The following is a 19,171-nucleotide window of genomic DNA, read 5'->3' as shown; positions in this document are numbered from 1 at the left end:
CTGTCTTCTCCTGATGGTGGTAGCCAGGCGTTGTCTGAAAAGTGCCTGCGGTCAGCCGGATGGCATTGAAAATCGGCTCAAGATGCTCATTTACTCCTCGTAAATCGCGTCTTTTCACCAATTTTGCCTTATCTGGCTATCGCTTGCCGACTTTTGAGACAGGTCCTTGCGTCAGGAGGCATGGACGTCGTTGCCGAGAGCATCATGCACCTTGCCGTGGCCAGGATTGTCTCGCGAGAGGACTCGTCGATCATGGCATGAGCATTGAAACGTATATCCCAGTGATGGTCGCCGTTGATCGTTATTTTCGCTTTCCTTCTCACGATAACGCCCCTTGTTGCCGTGCAGCTAATTGGCTAGTTTGTTCTTGTGGTGAATATTCTTGACGCAGAGGCGAGCCTCAAGGGGCCCTCGAATCACGGCGTATTCACCGCTTCAACAACCACAACATGTATCTCAGGCTGGAAAAAAGACAAGGAGTAGCCCATGAGCTGTCGACGCAATCTCGATGCCGGACGAGGATCATCAACGAAGAGGCCGTTGAGCCTTGCCTTGACGAACATTGTCTTGACAAACATTGCCTTGACGAGCGTCGCCCTGGCGAGTGTCGCCCTGGTGAGCAACGCCCAGGCCAGTGACTATCGTCATGCCGATGAACCCATCGGTGATGTCGAGGCGGTCTACAGCGGTCATCTCACCCCGGATATGGCCGTCAACACCTATCGCAATATCGACCGCCTGTTTCCGTCACGGGTGATCAAGGCCGACGATAGCGCGCGGGAATTACCTGAATCGGACGCATCCATCGATGGCCTGACATTTGAGGTGGACGGTGAGTCGTACGATATCTACGACTACCTGGCGTTGAATAATGTCACCGGTCTGGTGGTGCTCAAGGACGGTGAGGTGGTTTACGAGACTTACCAACGCGGCAATGATCGCGACACTCGCTGGATGTCGATGTCGATTGCCAAGTCGATTTCCTCGACCCTGGCGGGAATGGCGATCAAGGATGGCTTGATCGATGGGCTGGATGCTCAGGTGGTCGACTATGTGCCGGCGCTCAAGGGCAGTGCCTATGACGGTGTCAGCCTGCGCGACATCCTGATGATGTCCTCCGGAGTCGCCTGGAATGAGACCTACACCGATGTGAATTCGGATCGCCGTGACCTGCTGCGCGCGCAGATTGCCCAGCAGCCGGGTGGAGCCATGGAGGTCATGGCTGGCCTGCCGCGTGCCGCCGAGCCGGGTAGCGTCAACAATTACAGCACCGGGGAGACGCAGATACTCGCCGAAGTGATTCATGGTGCCATCGACCGGCCGTTGGCCGACTATCTGTCGGAAAAGCTGTGGCAGCCCTATGGCATGGAAAGCGACGCCAGCTGGTGGCTGGAGTCTGCGGATGGCGTCGAGATCGGTGGCAGCGGTATCAGTGCCACGTTGCGGGATTACGCACGTTTCGGCCAGTTCATGCTCGAAGGCGGGGAAGTCGATGGCCAGAGCCTGCTGCCGGAAGGCTGGATCGAGGAAGCGACTCAGCCGACAGCGCTCTCGAACGGCGAGGAACTGGATTACGGCTATATGTGGTGGACCGGCTGGACGGCGCCGTCACGCGAAGACCACGCCTATTCGGCGGTGGGGATTCAAGGGCAGTACGTCTACGTCAATCCCGCCCATGGCATCGTGATTGCCCAGAACGCGGCAGAGCCCAAACCGGTAGGCAAGGAGGTCGTTGATCCGATGGTGTTCTTCGATGCAGTAGTCGAGAAGCTCGAAGCGTCATCGGACGCAGACCAGTAGTTGTCAGTGTCAGTTGTCGGTGCCACATGACGCTTCTGCCCCGCTATTGGCGGGGCAGAAGCGTTTCAGGCTGCAGTCATTGCCCGAGCGACCCGGGCACTGTTGTCTCTCCCGAGCTGGCGAGCGATCCAGTTGCCGGTGTCGACGAGGCTGGCCAGATCAATACCGCTCTCGATGCCCAGACCATTGAGCAGGTAGACCACATCTTCGGTGGCCACGTTACCGCTGGCACCGGTGGCATAGGGGCAACCGCCGAGCCCGGCTATCGCTGAGTCGATGACCGTGACGCCTTCCTGCAGAGCGGCGTAGATATTGGCTAGTGCTTGACCATAGGTGTCATGGAAATGCACCGCAGTGCCTTCCAGCGGCACATCACGCACCACGGCTTCCAGCATGCGCTTCACCGCCAGCGGGGTACCGACGCCGATGGTATCGCCCAGCGATATCTCGCGACATCCCATCTGCCACAGTGCCCGACTGACGTCTGCGACCCTCTCGGCGCCGATCTCACCCTCGTAAGGACAGCCGAGCGCACAGGACACATAGCCACGAACATGGATGCCGTGTTCGCTGGCCATCCGCATGACCGGCTCAAAGCGGCGCAGTGACTGTTCGATGCTGGCGTTGATATTGCGCTGAGTGAAGCTCTCGGAGGCGGCGGTGAACACCGCCACCTCACGAACACCGTGGGCCAATGCGCTTTCCAGGCCTCGCAGGTTGGGCACCAGCACGCTGTAGCGTTGCGCTGATTCATGCCCGCTAAACGACGACATGACAGCTTCATGATCGGCCATCTGCGGCACCCAGCGCGGTGAGACGGCGCTGGTGATCTCGATGCGCTCCAGACCGCCTGCCGCGAGGCGTGTGATCAGCTCGAGCCGGGTCTCGGTGAGGATGATTGCCGATTCATTCTGCAAGCCATCGCGAGGCCCGACTTCCACCAGCTCGACGCGTGAAGGCAGATTCATGCGTTCAGCCCTGCCCACTGCTGGTGCGCAGTTCGCCGAGAAGCTGCTCGGCGACGTCCATACGTACCTTACCGGCCTTGACCAGCGCGCTGGCGATGGCATCGATCTCCTCGCCTTCGGCACCCGCCATCACGGCAATGTTCTTGGCGTGCAGCGCCATGTGACCTTTCTGGATACCGGTGGTGGCCAGCGCCTTCATCGCCGCAAAGTTCTGCGCCAGACCCACTGCGGCAATGGTACGAGCCAGCTGTTCGGCGCTGGAAACGCCGAGAATATCCAGACTGTAGCGAGCGGTGGGATGCAGTCGCGTGGCGCCGCCGATCAAGCCCACCGGCATTGGCAGTTCCAGGCTACCGCACAGGTTGCCATCCGCATCGCACTCCCAGTGGCTCAATGAGCTATAGCTGCCGTGCCGAGCCGCATAGGCGTGCGCTCCGGCCTCGACGGCGCGGGTGTCGTTGCCGGTCGCCAGCACGATGGCGCTGACGCCATTCATGATGCCCTTGTTGTGAGTGGCGGCTCGGTAGGGATCGAGCGCCGCAAAACGGTAGGCCGACAGCATGCCGTCACGGACCTGTTCACCGCTCAAGCCATCGACGGCGATATCCTCGAGTCGCCAGATGGCGCGCGCACGGGCGACACGGCGATCCGCCAGATTGGAGAGAATACGCAAACCGGCCTTGCCGCCGCTCCATTCGGCGAGCGATGGTGCCACGGCCTCGGCCATCGAGTTGACCGCGTTGGCACCCATGGCATCGCGGACATCGACCAGCAGATGTACCACCAGCATATCGTCGATCTGACGTACTTCGACATCCTGTAGCCCGCCGCCATGCTTGAGCAGGACCGGGTCTGTGGCGTTGCATATCTGACGAATCTGCTCGATGGACTCGAGGATTTTCAAGCGTGCAAATGCGGGGTTGGACACCTGGGTGAGCTGCACTTGCGCAATCATCACCGGCGCCGAATAACTGGTGACAAAACCACCGGCACTACGACATTGACGTGCTGCGTTGCACACCGCGGCGATCACCGAGGATTCCTCGGTGACCATCGGGATCAGGCGCTCCTCGTCATCAATCACCATGTTGGTGGCAATGCCGAGGGGCAGATTGAAGGTGCCGATCACGTTCTCGACCATCGAGTCGGCAATCTGAGCATCGAGATTGCCGGTGTCGGCGAAGTGCTGACGTGCCGCTTCGGGGAGCGCCACGCGTTGATTGACCTGCTCGAAGCGTTCGGCGAGACCGAGACGATAGAAGCCGGGGATTCGTGATGATGTGGTGGTCGATCTTGTGGTCATGACAGAAATTCCGTAGCCAAAGGCATATCAAGGATTCGAGCAGCGCTGCTGGTTGGTGAACGTGGTGGTCAAGCAAGCAGCCCCATCAGCCAGGGGGCGGCGTAGAGAGTCATGAACTGCACGCCATAGTTGACGCCCCAGCGATTGAGTACGCCGGCAACCAACGCCAACACCAGTACACCGAGGATGCCGACCACTCCCGCGTCCATGTACGCCAGCAGCATGACCAGCGCGAAGAAGGTGCCAATGAAAGCTTCGTGAGGGATGTAGCGGAACACGAAGGCACAGATGGGGCGCGCGTAACGTACTGCAATGGGGTAGGTCAGCATCAAGGCAATGGCGGCGCCGATGATGCTGGCAATGGCGATATCGCCAAAGCTCATCAGGTGATGCGCATTGTTCTCCAGCGTCAGTACCGGCGGGGCATTGAAGAAGGCATTGCCCGGTCCGATGGCCATCGGGCTCATGGGAATCCCCAGCGCTGCCAGCGGAATCAGGATGCCTGCGATATACGAAGCGTTGGTGACCGCATCCATGGAAGAAATCGCCCGGCAGGCCTTTGCGACCTTGCCTTTGGCCAGACTCGACATGATTTCACCGAGGAAGATGGTGATGCCGACAGGACTCATGAAGAAGGTTGCGGAACCGATGGTGGAACTGACCGCTGCCGAAGCGGACTCCTGAGGCGTCAGTACCCTGAACGGATTGGGCCAGCGTTGGCTTTCGGACTTGTCCTGACGCTGAAGGGTGATGGTTTTCGGCTCATTGCTCTTGAGCTTGTCGCGTTCACCGCTGACAGTCAGCTGCAGCAGGTTGAGCATCATCGGACCGATGGTGATGCCGAGAAAGAAGGAAATGAACACCACCTTGTTCTCGGGGATGATGCCCATGCCCCAATAGAAATGGCGCAAGGACTGAATCAATACGGCGAGCAGCAGAATGCTGATCAGACTGATCAAGCGCGCCTTGCTCATCAGCGCCAGGAAGATGGCCCCAGCGAAGAAGATCTGGCTCGCGTACTGGCTGACGACATCGGCCAGCGGAGTCAGTAGCGCCGCCAGCAGCAGGCTGATTGGCAAGGCCACCAGGGTGCCGATCACCGAGCCGGAGGCCATCTTGCGAATCGATAGCGTGGCGTGGCCTTCGCGCTTGAGGATCATGGCGTGCTCGACCATCGGCGCCGACATGACGCCACCGGGAATGCCCGCGACTGCCACCGGGATCGAGTCCGTGAGCTTCTTGGCGACGATGGCTGCCATGAAGAAGGCCAGCACCACCGGTAGTGGAACCCCGGCCACGATCAGTGCCAGAGTGACCGGAGCCAGCACGGCGGTCTCGTCGGTGCCCGGCGCAACGCCAATCGCGGTGTAGACGACAGCAGCAATTACCGCCGCGATGATCATCTGCAGGATGATGAAGGGATCCATGGTCACGCCTCCTGGTCTGTGTCGACCGGAGACTTTGTATTTACTCCGCTCGAGGGCTCTTCATCCACCCGCCGCTTGGGGCGGAAGGCAACGGCCGAGATCATGAATCCGAGCAGGGCACCCCCGAGTCCGAGCATCAAGGGTAGCGGCGGTCGTTCCGGGGCGAGGATGTAACCGCCGAGGCATAGTGTTGTGGTGATGACGAGCGAAAGCAGCAGGTCACGTAGAGTGACAGTGTCGTCCCATACCTGCAGGTACGACCTGCTGGGGGTGGAGTCTGGCATGATGTTTACCTGGTTCTGTTATCGTTATTCGGGAGTCTGAAGCTCCTGTCTGCCAACCGCTCGCGACCGGTATAACAGTCGCAATGACGGTTGTAGTGTTACCCGGTCAGCATTGCCGTTTATCGCCGACAGAAAAAGGTACAGTTACCGTCCAGTTGGCTGGTACTGTTCCAGTGGCTTAATGGGTACAGTTGTCGAGTGCATGGCGAAACAAAGGGAGAGGATTTCGATGTCCAGGGCCGGTTGGGTCGCCGATTCCATACTCAAGGCCATTGATGACGGCCGTCTGCAGACGGGCGCCAGAGTCGCTTCGATTCGTGAGGCAGCACGTCAGTTTGGTGTGTCGAAGAACACCATCATCGATGCCTATGATCGGTTGACGGCGATGGGCTATCTCGAAGCGAAGCGGGGGTCCGGGTTCTTTGTCTCACGACCTCAGGCGCACAAGGCTCTGGAGAAGCCCGAGCATGTATCGGAGGCGGTCGACACGGTCAGCCTGTTGCGTGAGCAGTTGGAAGGGCGCTTCAGCGTAAGGGCCGGCGATGGTCGTGTGCCGAGCAGTTGGACGGCGGGCCTGGAGTTGGCACGTCGGCTGCGCCAACGCGGTGGTATCCACACCGATGAGATCGAGGTCGAGTATGGCCAGCCTCAGGGATACCCGCCACTACGCGAATTGATTGCCCAGACGCTGGTCGAGCGTTCGGTGCATGTGTCGGCGTCTCAGTTGCTGATGACCTTCGGTGCCAACCATGCGCTCGACCTGATCATCCGTCACTTCGTGGGGCCGGGTGATGCCGTGCTGGTGGAGTCTCCCGGCTATTATCCGTTATTCGGCAAGCTTCGCCTGGCGCGAGCTCAACTGGTGGGCGTCACCCGTCACGATGACGGCCCTGACCTGGATCAACTGGAAGCGCACATTCGCCAGTACCGGCCACGCCTGTTCTTTCTGCAACCCAATGCCCACAACCCAACCGGCACCAGCATGTCGTTGAACAAGATGCATCGGCTGGTCAATATTGCCAACCGCCACGGTGTCATTCTGGTCGAGGATGATATCTTCGCCGATATCCTGCCACGCGCTACGCCACGCCTGGCGGCGCTGGATGGCCTGGAGCGAGTGATCTATCTGGGCTCGTTCTCCAAGACCATGTCTACAGGGTTGCGCTGTGGATTCATTGCCGGTAGCGAATCGCTGATCAAGGTGCTTACCGACATCAAGATGCTGACGGTGGTCAACTCATCGGCGCTGACCGAAATGCTGGTGCATGACCTCATGCTGCGGGGACGATACCGCCGACACCTCAAACAGTTGCGTGAGCGGATCGGCAAGGCCTCCGCCCTGGCCATGCAGGAGTTGTCCGGTGTGGGGTTGAGCGATATCCAGGGCCCCGATGGTGGGCTATATCTTTGGGCGAAACTGCCGCCGGGCATGGATGCGGTGAGTCTTGCCAAACACGCCTCACAACATGGCATCTTCATCGCCCCCGGGGCATTGTTCGCACTCGAGGCGAACGACGACTGCAATCGGGCCATGCGGGTGAATATTGCCCACGCCGCCGACCATCGTCTGTTGAGTTTTCTTTCCCGGGAGTGCCTCCAGACCGGGAATGGGCACTGACGAAAAGCACTCATTTCATAGCCGGAACGCAAAGACCCCCGCCCTGCGTGGTGCAGAGCGGGGGCCTCGGTCCGGCCGGTGGCGTGTGTCGCTGACGCTAGCCGACGAGACCCTCCATTGCCGCCACATCGCGGCTATCCGGGAAAACGCGATTATCCAGGGCGCGGGCATCGATGTGCATGTGGTCACGCAGCACGCCTTTCAGCACGCTACGCACATCCTGCGCGGTTACCAGATCGCGATTGTCCTTGAGCTGGTTCAATCCAGGCCAGTCGCCATGGACCTTGCCGCCGCGGATGGCGCCACCTGCCAGCAACACTGTGCTGGCCGTCCCGTGGTCGGTACCCTGGCTGCCATTGATGCCGACGGTGCGACCGAACTCGGTGACCACCACAACAGCAGTATGCTGCCAGTGATCGCCGAGACTGTCGTGCAGTTGCTGTATACCGCTGTCGAGTTGAGCCAGCTTGCGGCCAAGGGCGGCGTTCTGGCTAGCGTGGGTGTCCCAGCCGGTGTCCTGGACCATCACCACCCTCGGCGCATCTTCGGCGGTCATGAAGTTTCCGGCAGATTGCATGATATTGGCCAGTTGACCTCCCCGGGACTCGCCGTCAGGCACGATCTGTTGTGCGCTGAGTGCCTGAGCGAAGACCCCTGCCAGAGCCTCGTCCTCGGCATAGAGATCAGCCAGCCGGTTGGCCAGTGCTTCGGGGCTCGAGGCGTGCTTCGGAGTGGGGGACCAGGTCATGAAAGGGGCATCACCGCGGACCATGATGGGCTTCGCCGAGGCGATACTGAGACCTTTTACCCCCTGCATCTCGGCGACGGCACGGTTTAGCCAGCCTGTCCGGCTGCCGTCCGGAGAGTCGCTGCCGTTTTCCAGACAGTCCTGGGCATCGAAATGCGAGCGGCCACCATACGGCAGGCCGCAGGCATGCACGACACCGAACTGTTTGCGCTGGTATAGATGGTGGCAGAACGCCAGTGATGGGTGCATGGCGAAGGTGTCATCCAGGCGCTTGACCGCGTCGCGACCGGACGTCGGCAGCGCCAGTTCGCCCCGCAGGTCCGCGAAACGTGCTTCGCCATAGCTGGGCACCGCTGCCAGGCCATCCATTGCACCACGCAGTAGCACCACCAGCAGGCGTTGGTTGGACGTGGAGGCATCATTGGCTAGCGTCGTCAAGCCCGGCCACAGCAGCAGGCTGGTGCCGGCACTCAGGCGGGCGAGAAATTGGCGGCGGGTCAACATGAGTTCTCTCCTCGAGCGGCGACCATCAGCGCCATTGGAATTCCGGGCTTGCCAGCAGGATTGCTGTCGCCTGACGTGGATTGACCTGATCCATGGCCCGGGCAGTGGCCTGGCGCAGCTGTGGACCAAGGCTGCCTTGGGCCAGCACCATGGGGTCGGGCGGGCTATCCAACTGTTGGGCATAGCCCTGGGCGATCAACAGTCGCTTCCACAGCGCATCGGTACCAACCCAGTCGTCTGCAGTATCTCCCCATCCTTCTGGCGTTCGAGGAAGGCTGGGAGGCTGCCCCAACAGATGCATCTCCGCGCGCCAGCGATGGCCTTCTTCGCTCGGGAGTCTACCAAGGGCACGATGCAGGGCGATCAAATACTCGTCCGGGCGCCGGAACTTGCGTGACTCCGCCCGCCAGGCGAGTTCATGGGTGAACAAATCACGATAAACGGCCAGCAGTTGCCCTTTATGGCGTATGAAGGATTTGGCCAGGTCCTCGACTAACGCTTCGGGCGGAGCATCGGCGACATAGTGTCGGGCCAACTTTGTCGCCACGAAGCGGGCCGTGGCCGGTTGCTCGGCCAGGAAGCGCAGCATGTGGCGGCCTTGAGCGGGGCCCTGTTGATCAAAGGTCTCACCCAGCAACTCACGGTCACCTGGCTCATGAGTGATCTGTTGGAAGATGCTACCCCAAGGCGACAGCTCGAGCACCTCATCAGGACGTCGAGTATGCAAGGAGGTCCGCCAGCCGGTCAGGGCGCGGGCCAGTTCGATAACATCCTGTTGCTGATAATCACCGTGCACACTGAGTGTGTGCAGCTCCATGATTTCCCGCGCCAGATTCTCATTGATGCCGGCCCCCTTGCCCTTGCCTTGTTCGGCACGCCGATTGCGAGCGCTACCTACTCTGGATTCGGGGCCGATGGACGCAACGTTATCGAGATACAGCAGCATCGCCGGATGCTGCTCGGCGCTGAGCAGCAGGGTGGAGAAATCGTCGTAGATATGTGGGCGAATGGCTTCTCGCTCAAAAGCACCAGCAAGCAGACGTACTCTCGGAGACTCGCCGGAGACGGTGAAGTGATTGCTCCACAGCATCACCAGGCGTTCATGTACGGGACTGTCGGTAGCACATTGCTGGACGCCACGTAACTGCATCTCGGTCAGAACATCGTCACGGAAGCGCTCGGAAAAGGTCGGGGGATCACTATCCTTTCCCTGCTGTTGTCGCTGTCGACTGCGGCGGCGCTGATCACGATATTCGGCGAAGCGGCTCAGATAGTCCGGGCTGCTGTCCAAAGCTTGCAGGCTGTCGATCAGCGCAGCGGGCTGTTCCAACTGAGCGAGCACCCACTCTCTTGGATCATGGGCGATGTCCTCGAGCTCATCGGGTCGGGCGCCCAGGCCAAAGCGATTGGCGGCGATTACCGCATCATGCAGGTTGTCTTCCATACATCATCCTTGTTCCGCTGGTAGCTTGGAGTCAATCTGCTGTGGATGAGTTCGCGACTTCGGGTAAATAAATGTAGTGAAAGTGAATCGGTGGGGGGAAGAAGAGGGAAGAAGGGAGAAGAGAGGGAAGAAGGAAGAAGAGAGAAGGAAGAAGGAAGAAGGAAGAAGGAAGAAGAGAGAGGGAAGAAGGAAGACAGAAAACAGAAAGCAGCAGAGAGAAGACTCTCCTGCAACGAGAAGCGCCCCGCTGACGGGGCGCTTGCGACGTCCTGGTTGAGACAGCCTTACCGATTACAGGCTCATTACAGGCAGGCTTTCACCAGCTGAGCAACCAGTTCCTGCTGAGTGTACTCGGTGGTCTTGAGTACTGCCTCTGGTGCCTGGGGCGGCTCGTAGGGGCTGTTGATGCCAGTGAAGTCGCTGATGCGGCCTTCACGTGCCTTCTGGTAGAGGCCCTTGGGATCGCGCTGTTCACAGATATCCAGCGGCGTATCCACGTAGGCTTCCACGAAGGTGCCATCGCTGAACAGCTCACGCGCGGTCTCGCGGTCGGAGCGGAACGGTGAGATGAACGCGGTGATCACGATCACACCGGCTTCGGCGAACAGACGAGCGACTTCGCCCACGCGGCGAATGTTCTCGGCACGATCAGCTTCGCTCATGCCGAGGTCCTTGCACAGGCCATGACGGATGTTGTCACCATCCAGCAGCATGGTGTGATAACCACGGCGGTTGAGCTCAGCTTCCAGCGCGTTGGCGAGGGTCGACTTGCCTGAACCGGAGTAGCCGGTGAACCACACGCACTTGCCCTGGTGCCCATTGATCCGCTCGCGCATGTCCTGGGTCACGCTGGTGCGGTTCCATACCACATTGGCCTTGCTGCTGTGCTCGCGGTACTCGTACGGCAGTTCGCTGTCCAGCGGCTGGTGAATCATGCCGGCGCCAACGGTGATGTTGGTCAGACGGTCGATGATGATGAAGCTGCCGGTACCCGGGCTGCTGCGGTAATCATCAACCGGCACCGGAGCGGTCAGTTCGACCTGACAGCGCGCAATGGCGTTGAGGTCGAGGTGGTCCGCATGGCGCTGCTCAAGGTTGTTGACGTCGACCTGGTAATTGATGGCAGTGATCTTGCCCGCCATGTCCCGAGTGGCAAGCTTGAGGTCGTAGAGCTTGCCAGTCTCCATGGCCGTCTCGTGCATCCACACGATATCCGCTTCGTAGGTACTGGCGATGGGGACTTCATCGTTTTCGGCGACGAACCAGTCACCGCGCGACACGTCGATCTCGTCGGCGAGTGTCACAGTGATCGCCTGGCCAGGATAGGCCACCTCGAGGTCGCCATCGAAGGTCACGATGCGTTCGACGGTGGAGGTCTTGCCTGACGGCAGAGCACGCACGGTCTGGCCTGGCGTCAGAACGCCCGCTGCCAGGGTGCCGCAGTAGCCACGGAAATCCAGGTTCGGACGATTGACGTACTGTACCGGCAGACGCAGGTCACGCAGGTTCTGGTCGTGAGTGATCTCGACCGTCTCCAGCACTTCCAGCAATGTCGGGCCGTCATACCAGCTCATGGATTCGCTGCGGTTGACCACGTTGTCGCCCTTCAGGGCCGACATCGGAACAAACTGGATATCCGGCGCATTCAGGCGGTCGGAAATTTCCTTGTATTCCTCGACGATCTCGTCGAAACGCTGCTGGGAGTGCTCGACCAGGTCCATCTTGTTGACCGCGACCACCAGGTGCTGGATGCCCAGCAGATCGGCGATGAAGCTGTGACGACGCGTTTGTGTCTGCACGCCATGACGGGCGTCGATCAGGATGATCGCCAGGCTGGCGGTGGAGGCGCCGGTGGCCATGTTGCGGGTGTACTGCTCGTGTCCCGGCGTATCGGCGATGATGAACTTGCGCTTGTCGGTCGAGAAGAAGCGGTAGGCCACATCGATGGTGATGCCCTGTTCCCGCTCGGACTGCAGGCCATCGACCAGCAGCGCGAGGTCGACTTCCTCACCCGTGGTACCGCTGGTCTTCGACGCCTGAGTGATCGCTGCCAGCTGATCCTCGTAGATCATCTTCGAATCGTGCAGCAAACGACCGATCAAGGTCGACTTACCGTCATCCACGCTGCCGCAGGTGATGAAGCGCAGCAGGTCCTTGTTCTCGTGCTCATTCAGATACTGTTCGATATCTTCAGAGATCAATGCTGATTGGTGGGACATAGCAAAACCTTGTGAAGTAAGAAGGAAGAACGAAGAGGTAAGAAAAACCGGTCAGCACTTGCCAAAGTCAGACTGCTTGTGAATCAAGCCAGACAACATAGCGGCAATCTCCTTGGTCTCTGCTACCCATTGGAGCCCTTTCTCTCGATGTATGTAGTCGATTTCCATACCGATGTAGATCTGCGTCCTGAGTTCGGCACAGGACCCTCTTGCGATATGAAGAAATCTGATGCGATCTTTGATGGTGGGGCGGGTCATGCCTTCAGGGATGTTGCTGGGCACAGACAAGCCGGAACGAGTGATCTGGTCCTTGAAGCCATAGTCTCTGGAATCCGCAAAGTGCTGGTACAAGCCAGCTGACAACCGTGCCGATCGCTTCCAGACGTCCAAGCGCTCAAAGTCCATCGATCTTCCCTCTTCTGACTTCCCTCTTCCATCTCGCGGCTTTCCAACGCGCCGCGCGGCGCGTTAGAAATACCCTTCGCGCTTTTTCTTTTCCATCGAGCCGGCCTGGTCGTGGTCGATGGCGCGGCCGCTGCGCTCGCTGGTGCGGGTCAGCAGCATTTCCTGGATGATTTCCGGGAGTGTGGCGGCTTTCGACTCGACGGCACCGGTCAGCGGATAGCAGCCGAGGGTACGGAAGCGAACCCATTTTTCGACGGGCTTTTCGCCCGGCTCGAGCGGGATGCGGTCATCGTCGACCATGATGTCCATGCCGTCACGTTCCACCACGGGACGCGGGGCGGAGTAGTACAGCGGGACAATGGCGATGGATTCGAGGTAGATGTACTGCCAGATATCCAGCTCAGTCCAGTTGGACAGCGGGAAGACGCGGATCGACTCGCCCTTGTTGACCTTGGCGTTGTAGATGTTCCACAGCTCCGGACGCTGGCTCTTGGGCTCCCAGCGGTGGTGCTTGTCACGGAACGAGAACACGCGCTCCTTGGCACGACTGGCTTCCTCGTCACGACGGGCGCCGCCGAAGGCCGCATCGAAGCCGTACTTGTCCAGCGCCTGCTTCAACGCCTGGGTCTTCATGATGTCGGTGTACTTGGCGCTACCGTGATCGAAGGGGTTGATGTTGGCTTCAGCACCTTCGGTGTTGATGTGCTCGATCAACTCCATTCCGGATTCGGCCGCCATGCGATCACGGAACTCGATCATCTCGCGGAACTTCCAGGTGGTGTTGACGTGCATCAGCGGGAACGGCGGTGTTCCCGGATAGAAGGCCTTGCGGGCCAGATGCAGCATCACCGAGGAGTCCTTGCCGATGGAATACATCATCACCGGGTTGCGGAACTCTGCGGCCACTTCACGGATGATGTGAATAGCCTCGGCTTCCAACTGCTTGAGGTGCGTTTGACGCTCAGGGGAAATATCCATATCCATACTTCCGTAGTTATGTTGAAGGATCGTTATGTTGAAGGATCGTTATGTTGAAGAATCGTTATGTTGATGGCTCTTCAGGTCGAGAACAGCGCTGGGCAACGGTTGGCTCATGCCTGCACCCGGATCTATCCATTGACCCACATGCATTGGCCGCTATGTATTGCCCCTATGTATCGCCCCCTATGCATTGACCCCTATGTATTGACCGCTATGTATTGGCCAGCGAATCGGACAAGGCATCGGTCAGGGCTTCGGTCCAGTTCTGGTGCTGTTGTCCACAGACGATGAAAAATGGGTTGAGCACACTATCCTGCTGGTTGCACAGCAGCGGCTTGAGCGTGTGGGCGTTGAGAACTTCGCCACCCGCGGCGGTAACCACAGCCTGGGCTGCGGCCGTATCCCACTCGCAGGTGGGGGCGAGGCGGGGGTAGAGGTCGGCGCTACCTTCCGCGACAAGACACAGCTTCAACGAGCTGCCCATGGACACTCGTTCATGGGCGGGAAGCCGCTCACAGAATGCTTCGAACTCAGTCGATCCATGCGAACGACTGCCGACAATCTTCCACGCTTCCTGGTTCGGGTCGGGTAGCTTGCGCACCTGAATCGATTGCTGCTGATTGCCGGTGATCTTGAAGGCGCCGTGGCCGTGTTCCCCGATCCAGGTGGTCTCCAGCACCGGAGCGTGGACGATGCCGAAGACTGGCACACCGTCCTCGATCAAGGCGACATTGACGGTAAATTCGCCGTTGCGCTTGATGAACTCCTTGGTCCCGTCCAACGGGTCGATCAGCCAGTAGCGATTCCATTGACGACGATCAGCGAAGGGGACAGCGGCAGACTCCTCCGACAGTACCGGTACATCAGGGGTCAGTTCCTCAAGCATCGCCACCAGTGTCTGATGGGATTTGAGATCTGCCTGGGTCAAGGGACTGTCGTCGTCCTTGGTTTCCACCAGGATTTCACTGTTGTAGATATCCAGAATGGCCTTGCCTGCATTGAGGCTGCCATCAATCAGGCGCTGACGAATCGGTTCTATGAAGCTGCTCATTGGGGCTCTCTGGATTGATTGAACAATGAGTGGCCTGGCCGTTGACGAGGTGCCGTCAGAAGGGCCAGATAAACGGAACGGTGGTGATGGCGACCGCGCCGACAATGATGCTCAGCGGGGCACCAAGGCGGAGATAGTCCGTGAAGCGATATCCCCCTGGCCCCATGACCATCAGATTGGTCTGGTAGCCGAGTGGCGTCATGAAACTGGCAGATGCGGCGACCATGATGACGATGATAAAGGGCATGTAATCGACGCCCAGCCGATTGGCAATGGCCATGGCGATGGGAAACATCAGGACGGCCGCTGCATTGTTGGTAATCAGCTCGGTGAAGACCACTGTCATCAAATAGATCAGGGCCAGTGCCAGCCAGGGAGACAGTCCATCGATCAGCATGATGGTGTCGGCAATCATATCGGCGGCACCGGTGTTGGTCATCGCGGCCCCCAGCGCAAAGGACGCTGCGATGACCACCAGCACTGACAGGTCGATGTAGCGTCTTGCCTTGCTTGCAGGCAGGCAGCGTGTCACCAGCATCATGCCTGCTGCGACCAGTGCTGCTTCGAGGATTGACAGCAGCCCGCTGGCGCTTGCCGCCACCAGGCCGCCAAGGATACTCAGCGCCCAGGGCGTCTTGCTGAAGTTGGGCGGTGTCGAGTCGCTCAAGGCGCTGACCAGCAGGAAGTCCTTGCGATAACGGTATTGGTCAACGAAATCCTGCGCGGTTTCCATCAGCAGGGTGTCGCCGACCTCAAGCTCGATCGCGCCCAGCTTGCCGGGAATCCGTCGCCCCTGACGCGAGATCGACAGGATCACCGCCTGGTAGCGAGAACGGAAGCGTGACTGACGCACAGTCTGATACAGGCCTGTGAAATCCGGGCCGATGACCGCCTCTACCAGGCAGCGTCGATGGTGAGCGATATCCAGCTTGTGCACATCGCCATTGGCGGGGCGCAGGCCATCGATATGGCGCAACTCACGGGCACACTCGGGTGCGCCGATGAAGATCAGGATATCGCCAGCCTGAAGCTCGGTATCCGGCGGAACTGCGGTCTGCAGGCGTGAATGGCGCTCGATATCAGCAAGATAACCGTGCACAAGGTTACGCAATCCGGCATCGGCGATGGTCATACCGACCAGCGGCCCGTTGGCGGAAACCACCACTTCGACGGCATACTCCCGGGCCTGCTCAAGCTGCTCAAGCGCACCCTGGCGGTTGGGCAACAGGCGTCCGGCAAACAGATAGAGAAAGGTACCCCCGATCAGGCTGATGGGAATGCCTACCCAGGCGAGTTCGAACATACCAAGGTTTACGCCTCTCTCGCTCTGCAGCAACCCATCGACCACCAGGTTGGTGCTGGTGCCGATCAATGTGCAGGTACCACCCAGAATGGCGGCGTAACTCAGCGGCAGCAGCAACTTGGATGGTGGCAGCTTGAGACGATTGGCCCAATCCTGAATTGCCGGTATGAACATGGCCACCACCGTGGTGTTGTTCATGAAGGCGCTCAGGGTTGAGGAGGGTAACAGTACGCGCAATAACGCAAGCTTGAGCGATCGCGGCTGCCCAAGGACGCGTTGGGCCAGCCATTGGATGGCGCCGGTTTCCTTGAGACCAGCGGCTACCACGTAGAGACAGGCGATGGTCATTACCCCAGGATTGGCAAAGCCGGCAAGGGCTTCTCCGGGGGCCAGAATGCCGGAGACCACCAGAGCAGTCAGGGCAGTCATGACGATGACATCTGCGGCAATACGAGTGAATGCCATGGCACCCAGCACCGATATTACCGTGAGTAGGGAAAACAGAGCTTGCCACGTCATGTGGCAACAGGATCAAGAATCAACAAGAGGAATCCCTTCCGATCAACGGCGACCCACCAGGGGTCGCCGCTGTTTATCCAAGATGTTGCGGATTCTACAGAATCAGAAGCTGTAGTTCAGGCTGGTGTAGATGGTGTCGTATTCGGTATCGCTGTTGCCGAGGACCGTCTTGGCACCGATATTGACGTCCATATTGCGACCGAGGCGATGCGCTGCGCCGATCTCGAACACGGTACGCCCGTCATCATCGTCATCGAGGTAGTCGATGTTGCTGTCGACCTCGCTGGTGACGTCATAGTGATACAGGAGGCTGCCATAAACACGGCCGGTGCCGAACTCGGAACCGAATTTGACGCCACCGAACATTTCGCCCAGTTCAACACCATAATTGTCGGCAGTGGTGCCGAGGTAGGTGCCTTCAATGTCGTCCTTCATGTAGGTACCGCCCAGAGTCAGGCCCGCCTTGATCGAGCTGAATTCCGGCATGAACCAGGTACCTGAACCTCTGACACCCCAGCGATCACCTTCCAGCTCAAGAGGCTCGAAGAAGTAGTCGTTGTGCTGAGCACCATCAACATCCTGGTAGGTCACGATGGCATCAAATACCAGGTCACCATCAAGGAAGGATACCGCACCGTACGGGGCGATCACTTCACCGCCAAAGTCGAAATCGCCACCGTAGGCGCTATTCAGGCGAATCTCATTATTGCCGGCTGCGATACCAACAAGAATGTTATTGACCTTGTAGTCGACACCCAGCATGGCGCTCTTGCTGTCGCCATCGTAGCCGAAGCTGATCGCTTCACCATCGATATTGCTGATGTCAGCGGAGGCCCAGACATTGACACCATCGGCACGACCATACTGACCTTCATCGAAGGGGAACATGGCCTGGTCGATCTGGCGTACGATCGGATTGAAATTCTGTGCCATGGCTTGCTTCTGCGCACCACGCAGCAAGCGATCCGCATCCAGAACGCCAAGCTCACCGGCCAGCTCAGCAGCTTCGTCGAAAGTGAGAGAGCCCAGTGTGCGGTTCTCGAACAGGACGTTGCCGTCCTCGTCGAGCAGGGTGACGGGCATGCTGTTGTTGAAGTCATTCAGTGCAGCACCATCCGGCAGCACCAGTGTCACCGGACGGCCATTCAGCGTGGCATCGAAGGTACTCGAGTTGGTGATGTCGCTGAGCTGGCCAGACCAGTTCAACACCACTGGGCGACCTTCAACAGTCGATGAAATGGCGAAGTCTGCCATGGCATCACTGTCATAGACGTTGTCCAGGGCGCTGGCGCTTGTTCTCACCGCAACCGGGGTGCCATTGTAATGAAGAGTGGCGTTGTTGTTGCGGAGCTGGTCACGCAGTGGAGTGGTTCCGTCCGGTGAACTGATGACCATCTTGGAACCATCATTCAGTGTGATGGTGCCGCTGGGTTCGTTCAATGAACCCTGTCCACCATCGATAGTGTCCTGGATCCGCGAGATCGACTGGCCAGCCTGGATCAGCTCATCGAGGCTGATTCCGCTGTTGGCTTGAACAAGGCCAGATGCGGCCAGGGTTCCGATGCCAGCGAGAGTAGTGATTCCCTTGTTCATATATGCTCGTGCTCCCTTGCACTCATTTCTTGCATTTGTTGGGGTGTATTGGTTTTCTTGAGGCGAATGAACCGATGTGCCTGCCTGCAACGCAGGGTTCGTGCATAAAGGGCTTGTACATAAGAAGTGCATGAGGGGGTGTTGAGATATTCATGCGCGGATCTTGTACACGACCCTAAGCATTATTGGATCAGTGGCCTGGATTTCTCATACTCACTGATCATGTCAAAGCTAGAGTAGCCGGACTCAACGAGCAAGTGCAACACTTTGCCCACGAGTGTTACCCACAAGTACGTATGGTATCTGAGCTATTACCAACCGTATCCTGCTGCTGGGGATTCTGCTGTCAGCATGGTGGTGCACGTTACTCGTTCGGTCACCGTTCTTGCCTCTTATCCGAGACACATTCTGTACTATTTGGCCTGGCTCGGCACATCATCGTCCTGACCAGTGACAGATGATGTCCTCTTTTGATGCTATAGGTTTTTTCTTTTGTATCATGCGGTTATGCCCGCGCGAAAAAAGGCATCAGCGGTCTTTCTGCATGTCAATCAGTGCTGAGTCTTGAACTTCAGCTCATCTTGCATTAGACGATCTCGCTAGCGCGACCTGCAGTGTAGCCGATCTTATGCGCTCAAAAGTTAAAGTATTGTTTCTTTTGTTGTGCAACAACACTTCCTGTTGATGGGCTGGCTGCAGGTAGATGCGATTCTACGAATATTGTGCCGTTTCTCTAGCGTGTGTTTATCAAACAATTATTCTTAGGATCGGTTTGAAAAGTTCAGGATCGGCCTGAAAAGCTACTGGGTAGAATGACACACCCGCTGGTCTGGAGCGCACATCGATAATACTTGCAGAATGAATCGAGTGGATCTGCATTCATGGCATCCTGAACTCGCGGACCTGAACTCACGAAATAAGCGCAGCACCCACTCGCCATTTCGCCGATGAAGGTGCTGAGTTGAAAATGCCGCTGAAGGTTATCGTTCTCAAGAGCATCGTTC

At 58.6% G+C, this 19,171-nt stretch carries 15 protein-coding genes; 3 read left to right on the top strand and 12 right to left on the bottom strand.

All coding sequences use genetic code 11. The features are described 5' to 3' along the window. Window positions 1-486 precede the first annotated feature (486 nt). Entirely contained in the window at window positions 487-1,800 is a 1,314-nt protein-coding gene (locus tag AR456_RS16775; protein ID WP_021818172.1) for a serine hydrolase domain-containing protein, read from the top strand. A gap of 65 nt (window positions 1,801-1,865) precedes the next feature. On the opposite strand, the gene AR456_RS16770 is transcribed toward AR456_RS16775, so the two are convergent. From AR456_RS16770 to AR456_RS16755, 4 genes are all read right to left on the bottom strand, one after another. Beyond that, window positions 1,866-2,768: a hydroxymethylglutaryl-CoA lyase gene (locus tag AR456_RS16770; RefSeq protein WP_021818173.1), complete on the bottom strand. Its 903-nt coding sequence runs from the start codon at window positions 2,766-2,768 to the stop codon at window positions 1,866-1,868. Window positions 2,769-2,772: 4 nt separating this feature from the next. Next, window positions 2,773-4,071, bottom strand: coding sequence for a hydroxymethylglutaryl-CoA reductase, degradative (locus AR456_RS16765; protein WP_021818174.1), 1,299 nt, complete (start codon window positions 4,069-4,071; stop codon window positions 2,773-2,775). 68 nt (window positions 4,072-4,139) lie between these two features. Then, window positions 4,140-5,498, bottom strand: a complete 1,359-nt coding sequence (locus tag AR456_RS16760) for a tripartite tricarboxylate transporter permease (RefSeq protein ID WP_021818175.1) — start codon at window positions 5,496-5,498, stop codon at window positions 4,140-4,142. Window positions 5,499-5,500: 2 nt separating this feature from the next. Then, window positions 5,501-5,782, bottom strand: a complete 282-nt coding sequence (locus AR456_RS16755; protein WP_021818176.1) for a hypothetical protein — start codon at window positions 5,780-5,782, stop codon at window positions 5,501-5,503. A gap of 229 nt (window positions 5,783-6,011) precedes the next feature. On the opposite strand from AR456_RS16755, the gene AR456_RS16750 reads away from it, so the two are divergent. Next, a complete protein-coding gene (locus AR456_RS16750; protein WP_021818177.1) occupies window positions 6,012-7,400 on the top strand; it encodes an aminotransferase-like domain-containing protein in 1,389 nt (462 codons plus the stop codon). 97 nt (window positions 7,401-7,497) lie between these two features. Here AR456_RS16750 and AR456_RS16745 read toward each other — a convergent pair whose 3' ends face one another. Together AR456_RS16745 and AR456_RS16740 are read right to left on the bottom strand one after the other, a co-directional pair. Continuing rightward, on the bottom strand, window positions 7,498-8,652 hold the full coding sequence (locus AR456_RS16745) for a DUF1501 domain-containing protein (protein WP_021818178.1): 1,155 nt from the start codon (window positions 8,650-8,652) through the stop codon (window positions 7,498-7,500). A 25-nt stretch (window positions 8,653-8,677) separates the two neighbouring features. Then, entirely contained in the window at window positions 8,678-10,096 is a 1,419-nt protein-coding gene (locus AR456_RS16740; RefSeq protein ID WP_021818179.1) for a DUF1800 domain-containing protein, read from the bottom strand. Between the two features lie 45 nt (window positions 10,097-10,141). Between AR456_RS16740 and AR456_RS21345 the strand changes: the two genes are divergently transcribed. Further along, window positions 10,142-10,423: a hypothetical protein gene (locus AR456_RS21345; RefSeq protein WP_155829200.1), complete on the top strand. Its 282-nt coding sequence runs from the start codon at window positions 10,142-10,144 to the stop codon at window positions 10,421-10,423. Here AR456_RS21345 and cysN read toward each other — a convergent pair. The 6 genes from cysN to AR456_RS16710 all read right to left on the bottom strand — a co-directional run bounded on the left by cysN (window position 10,399) and on the right by AR456_RS16710 (window position 18,167). Further along, on the bottom strand, window positions 10,399-12,315 hold the full coding sequence (gene cysN, locus AR456_RS16735) for a sulfate adenylyltransferase subunit CysN (protein WP_021818180.1): 1,917 nt from the start codon (window positions 12,313-12,315) through the stop codon (window positions 10,399-10,401). The genes AR456_RS21345 and cysN overlap by 25 nt on opposite strands. Window positions 12,316-12,366: 51 nt before the next feature. Continuing rightward, window positions 12,367-12,720, bottom strand: coding sequence for a four helix bundle protein (locus AR456_RS16730; RefSeq protein ID WP_021818181.1), 354 nt, complete (start codon window positions 12,718-12,720; stop codon window positions 12,367-12,369). A gap of 63 nt (window positions 12,721-12,783) precedes the next feature. Further along, window positions 12,784-13,698, bottom strand: a complete 915-nt coding sequence (cysD, locus tag AR456_RS16725; RefSeq protein WP_021818182.1) for a sulfate adenylyltransferase subunit CysD — start codon at window positions 13,696-13,698, stop codon at window positions 12,784-12,786. A gap of 214 nt (window positions 13,699-13,912) precedes the next feature. After that, the gene (gene cysQ, locus AR456_RS16720) at window positions 13,913-14,752 is read right to left on the bottom strand and encodes a 3'(2'),5'-bisphosphate nucleotidase CysQ (RefSeq protein WP_021818183.1); all 840 of its coding nucleotides are present in this window, start codon (window positions 14,750-14,752) and stop codon (window positions 13,913-13,915) included. A 55-nt stretch (window positions 14,753-14,807) separates the two neighbouring features. Then, entirely contained in the window at window positions 14,808-16,520 is a 1,713-nt protein-coding gene (locus tag AR456_RS16715; protein ID WP_335337917.1) for an SLC13 family permease, read from the bottom strand. A 156-nt stretch (window positions 16,521-16,676) separates the two neighbouring features. Next, on the bottom strand, window positions 16,677-18,167 hold the full coding sequence (locus AR456_RS16710) for a hypothetical protein (protein ID WP_021818185.1): 1,491 nt from the start codon (window positions 18,165-18,167) through the stop codon (window positions 16,677-16,679). Window positions 18,168-19,171: the final 1,004 nt, after the last annotated feature.

The sequence above is a fragment of the Halomonas huangheensis genome (assembly GCF_001431725.1).
Classification (GTDB): domain Bacteria; phylum Pseudomonadota; class Gammaproteobacteria; order Pseudomonadales; family Halomonadaceae; genus Halomonas; species Halomonas huangheensis.
Note: the sequence above shows the minus strand (reverse complement) of the source record. Positions and strands in the feature narration are given on the sequence as shown.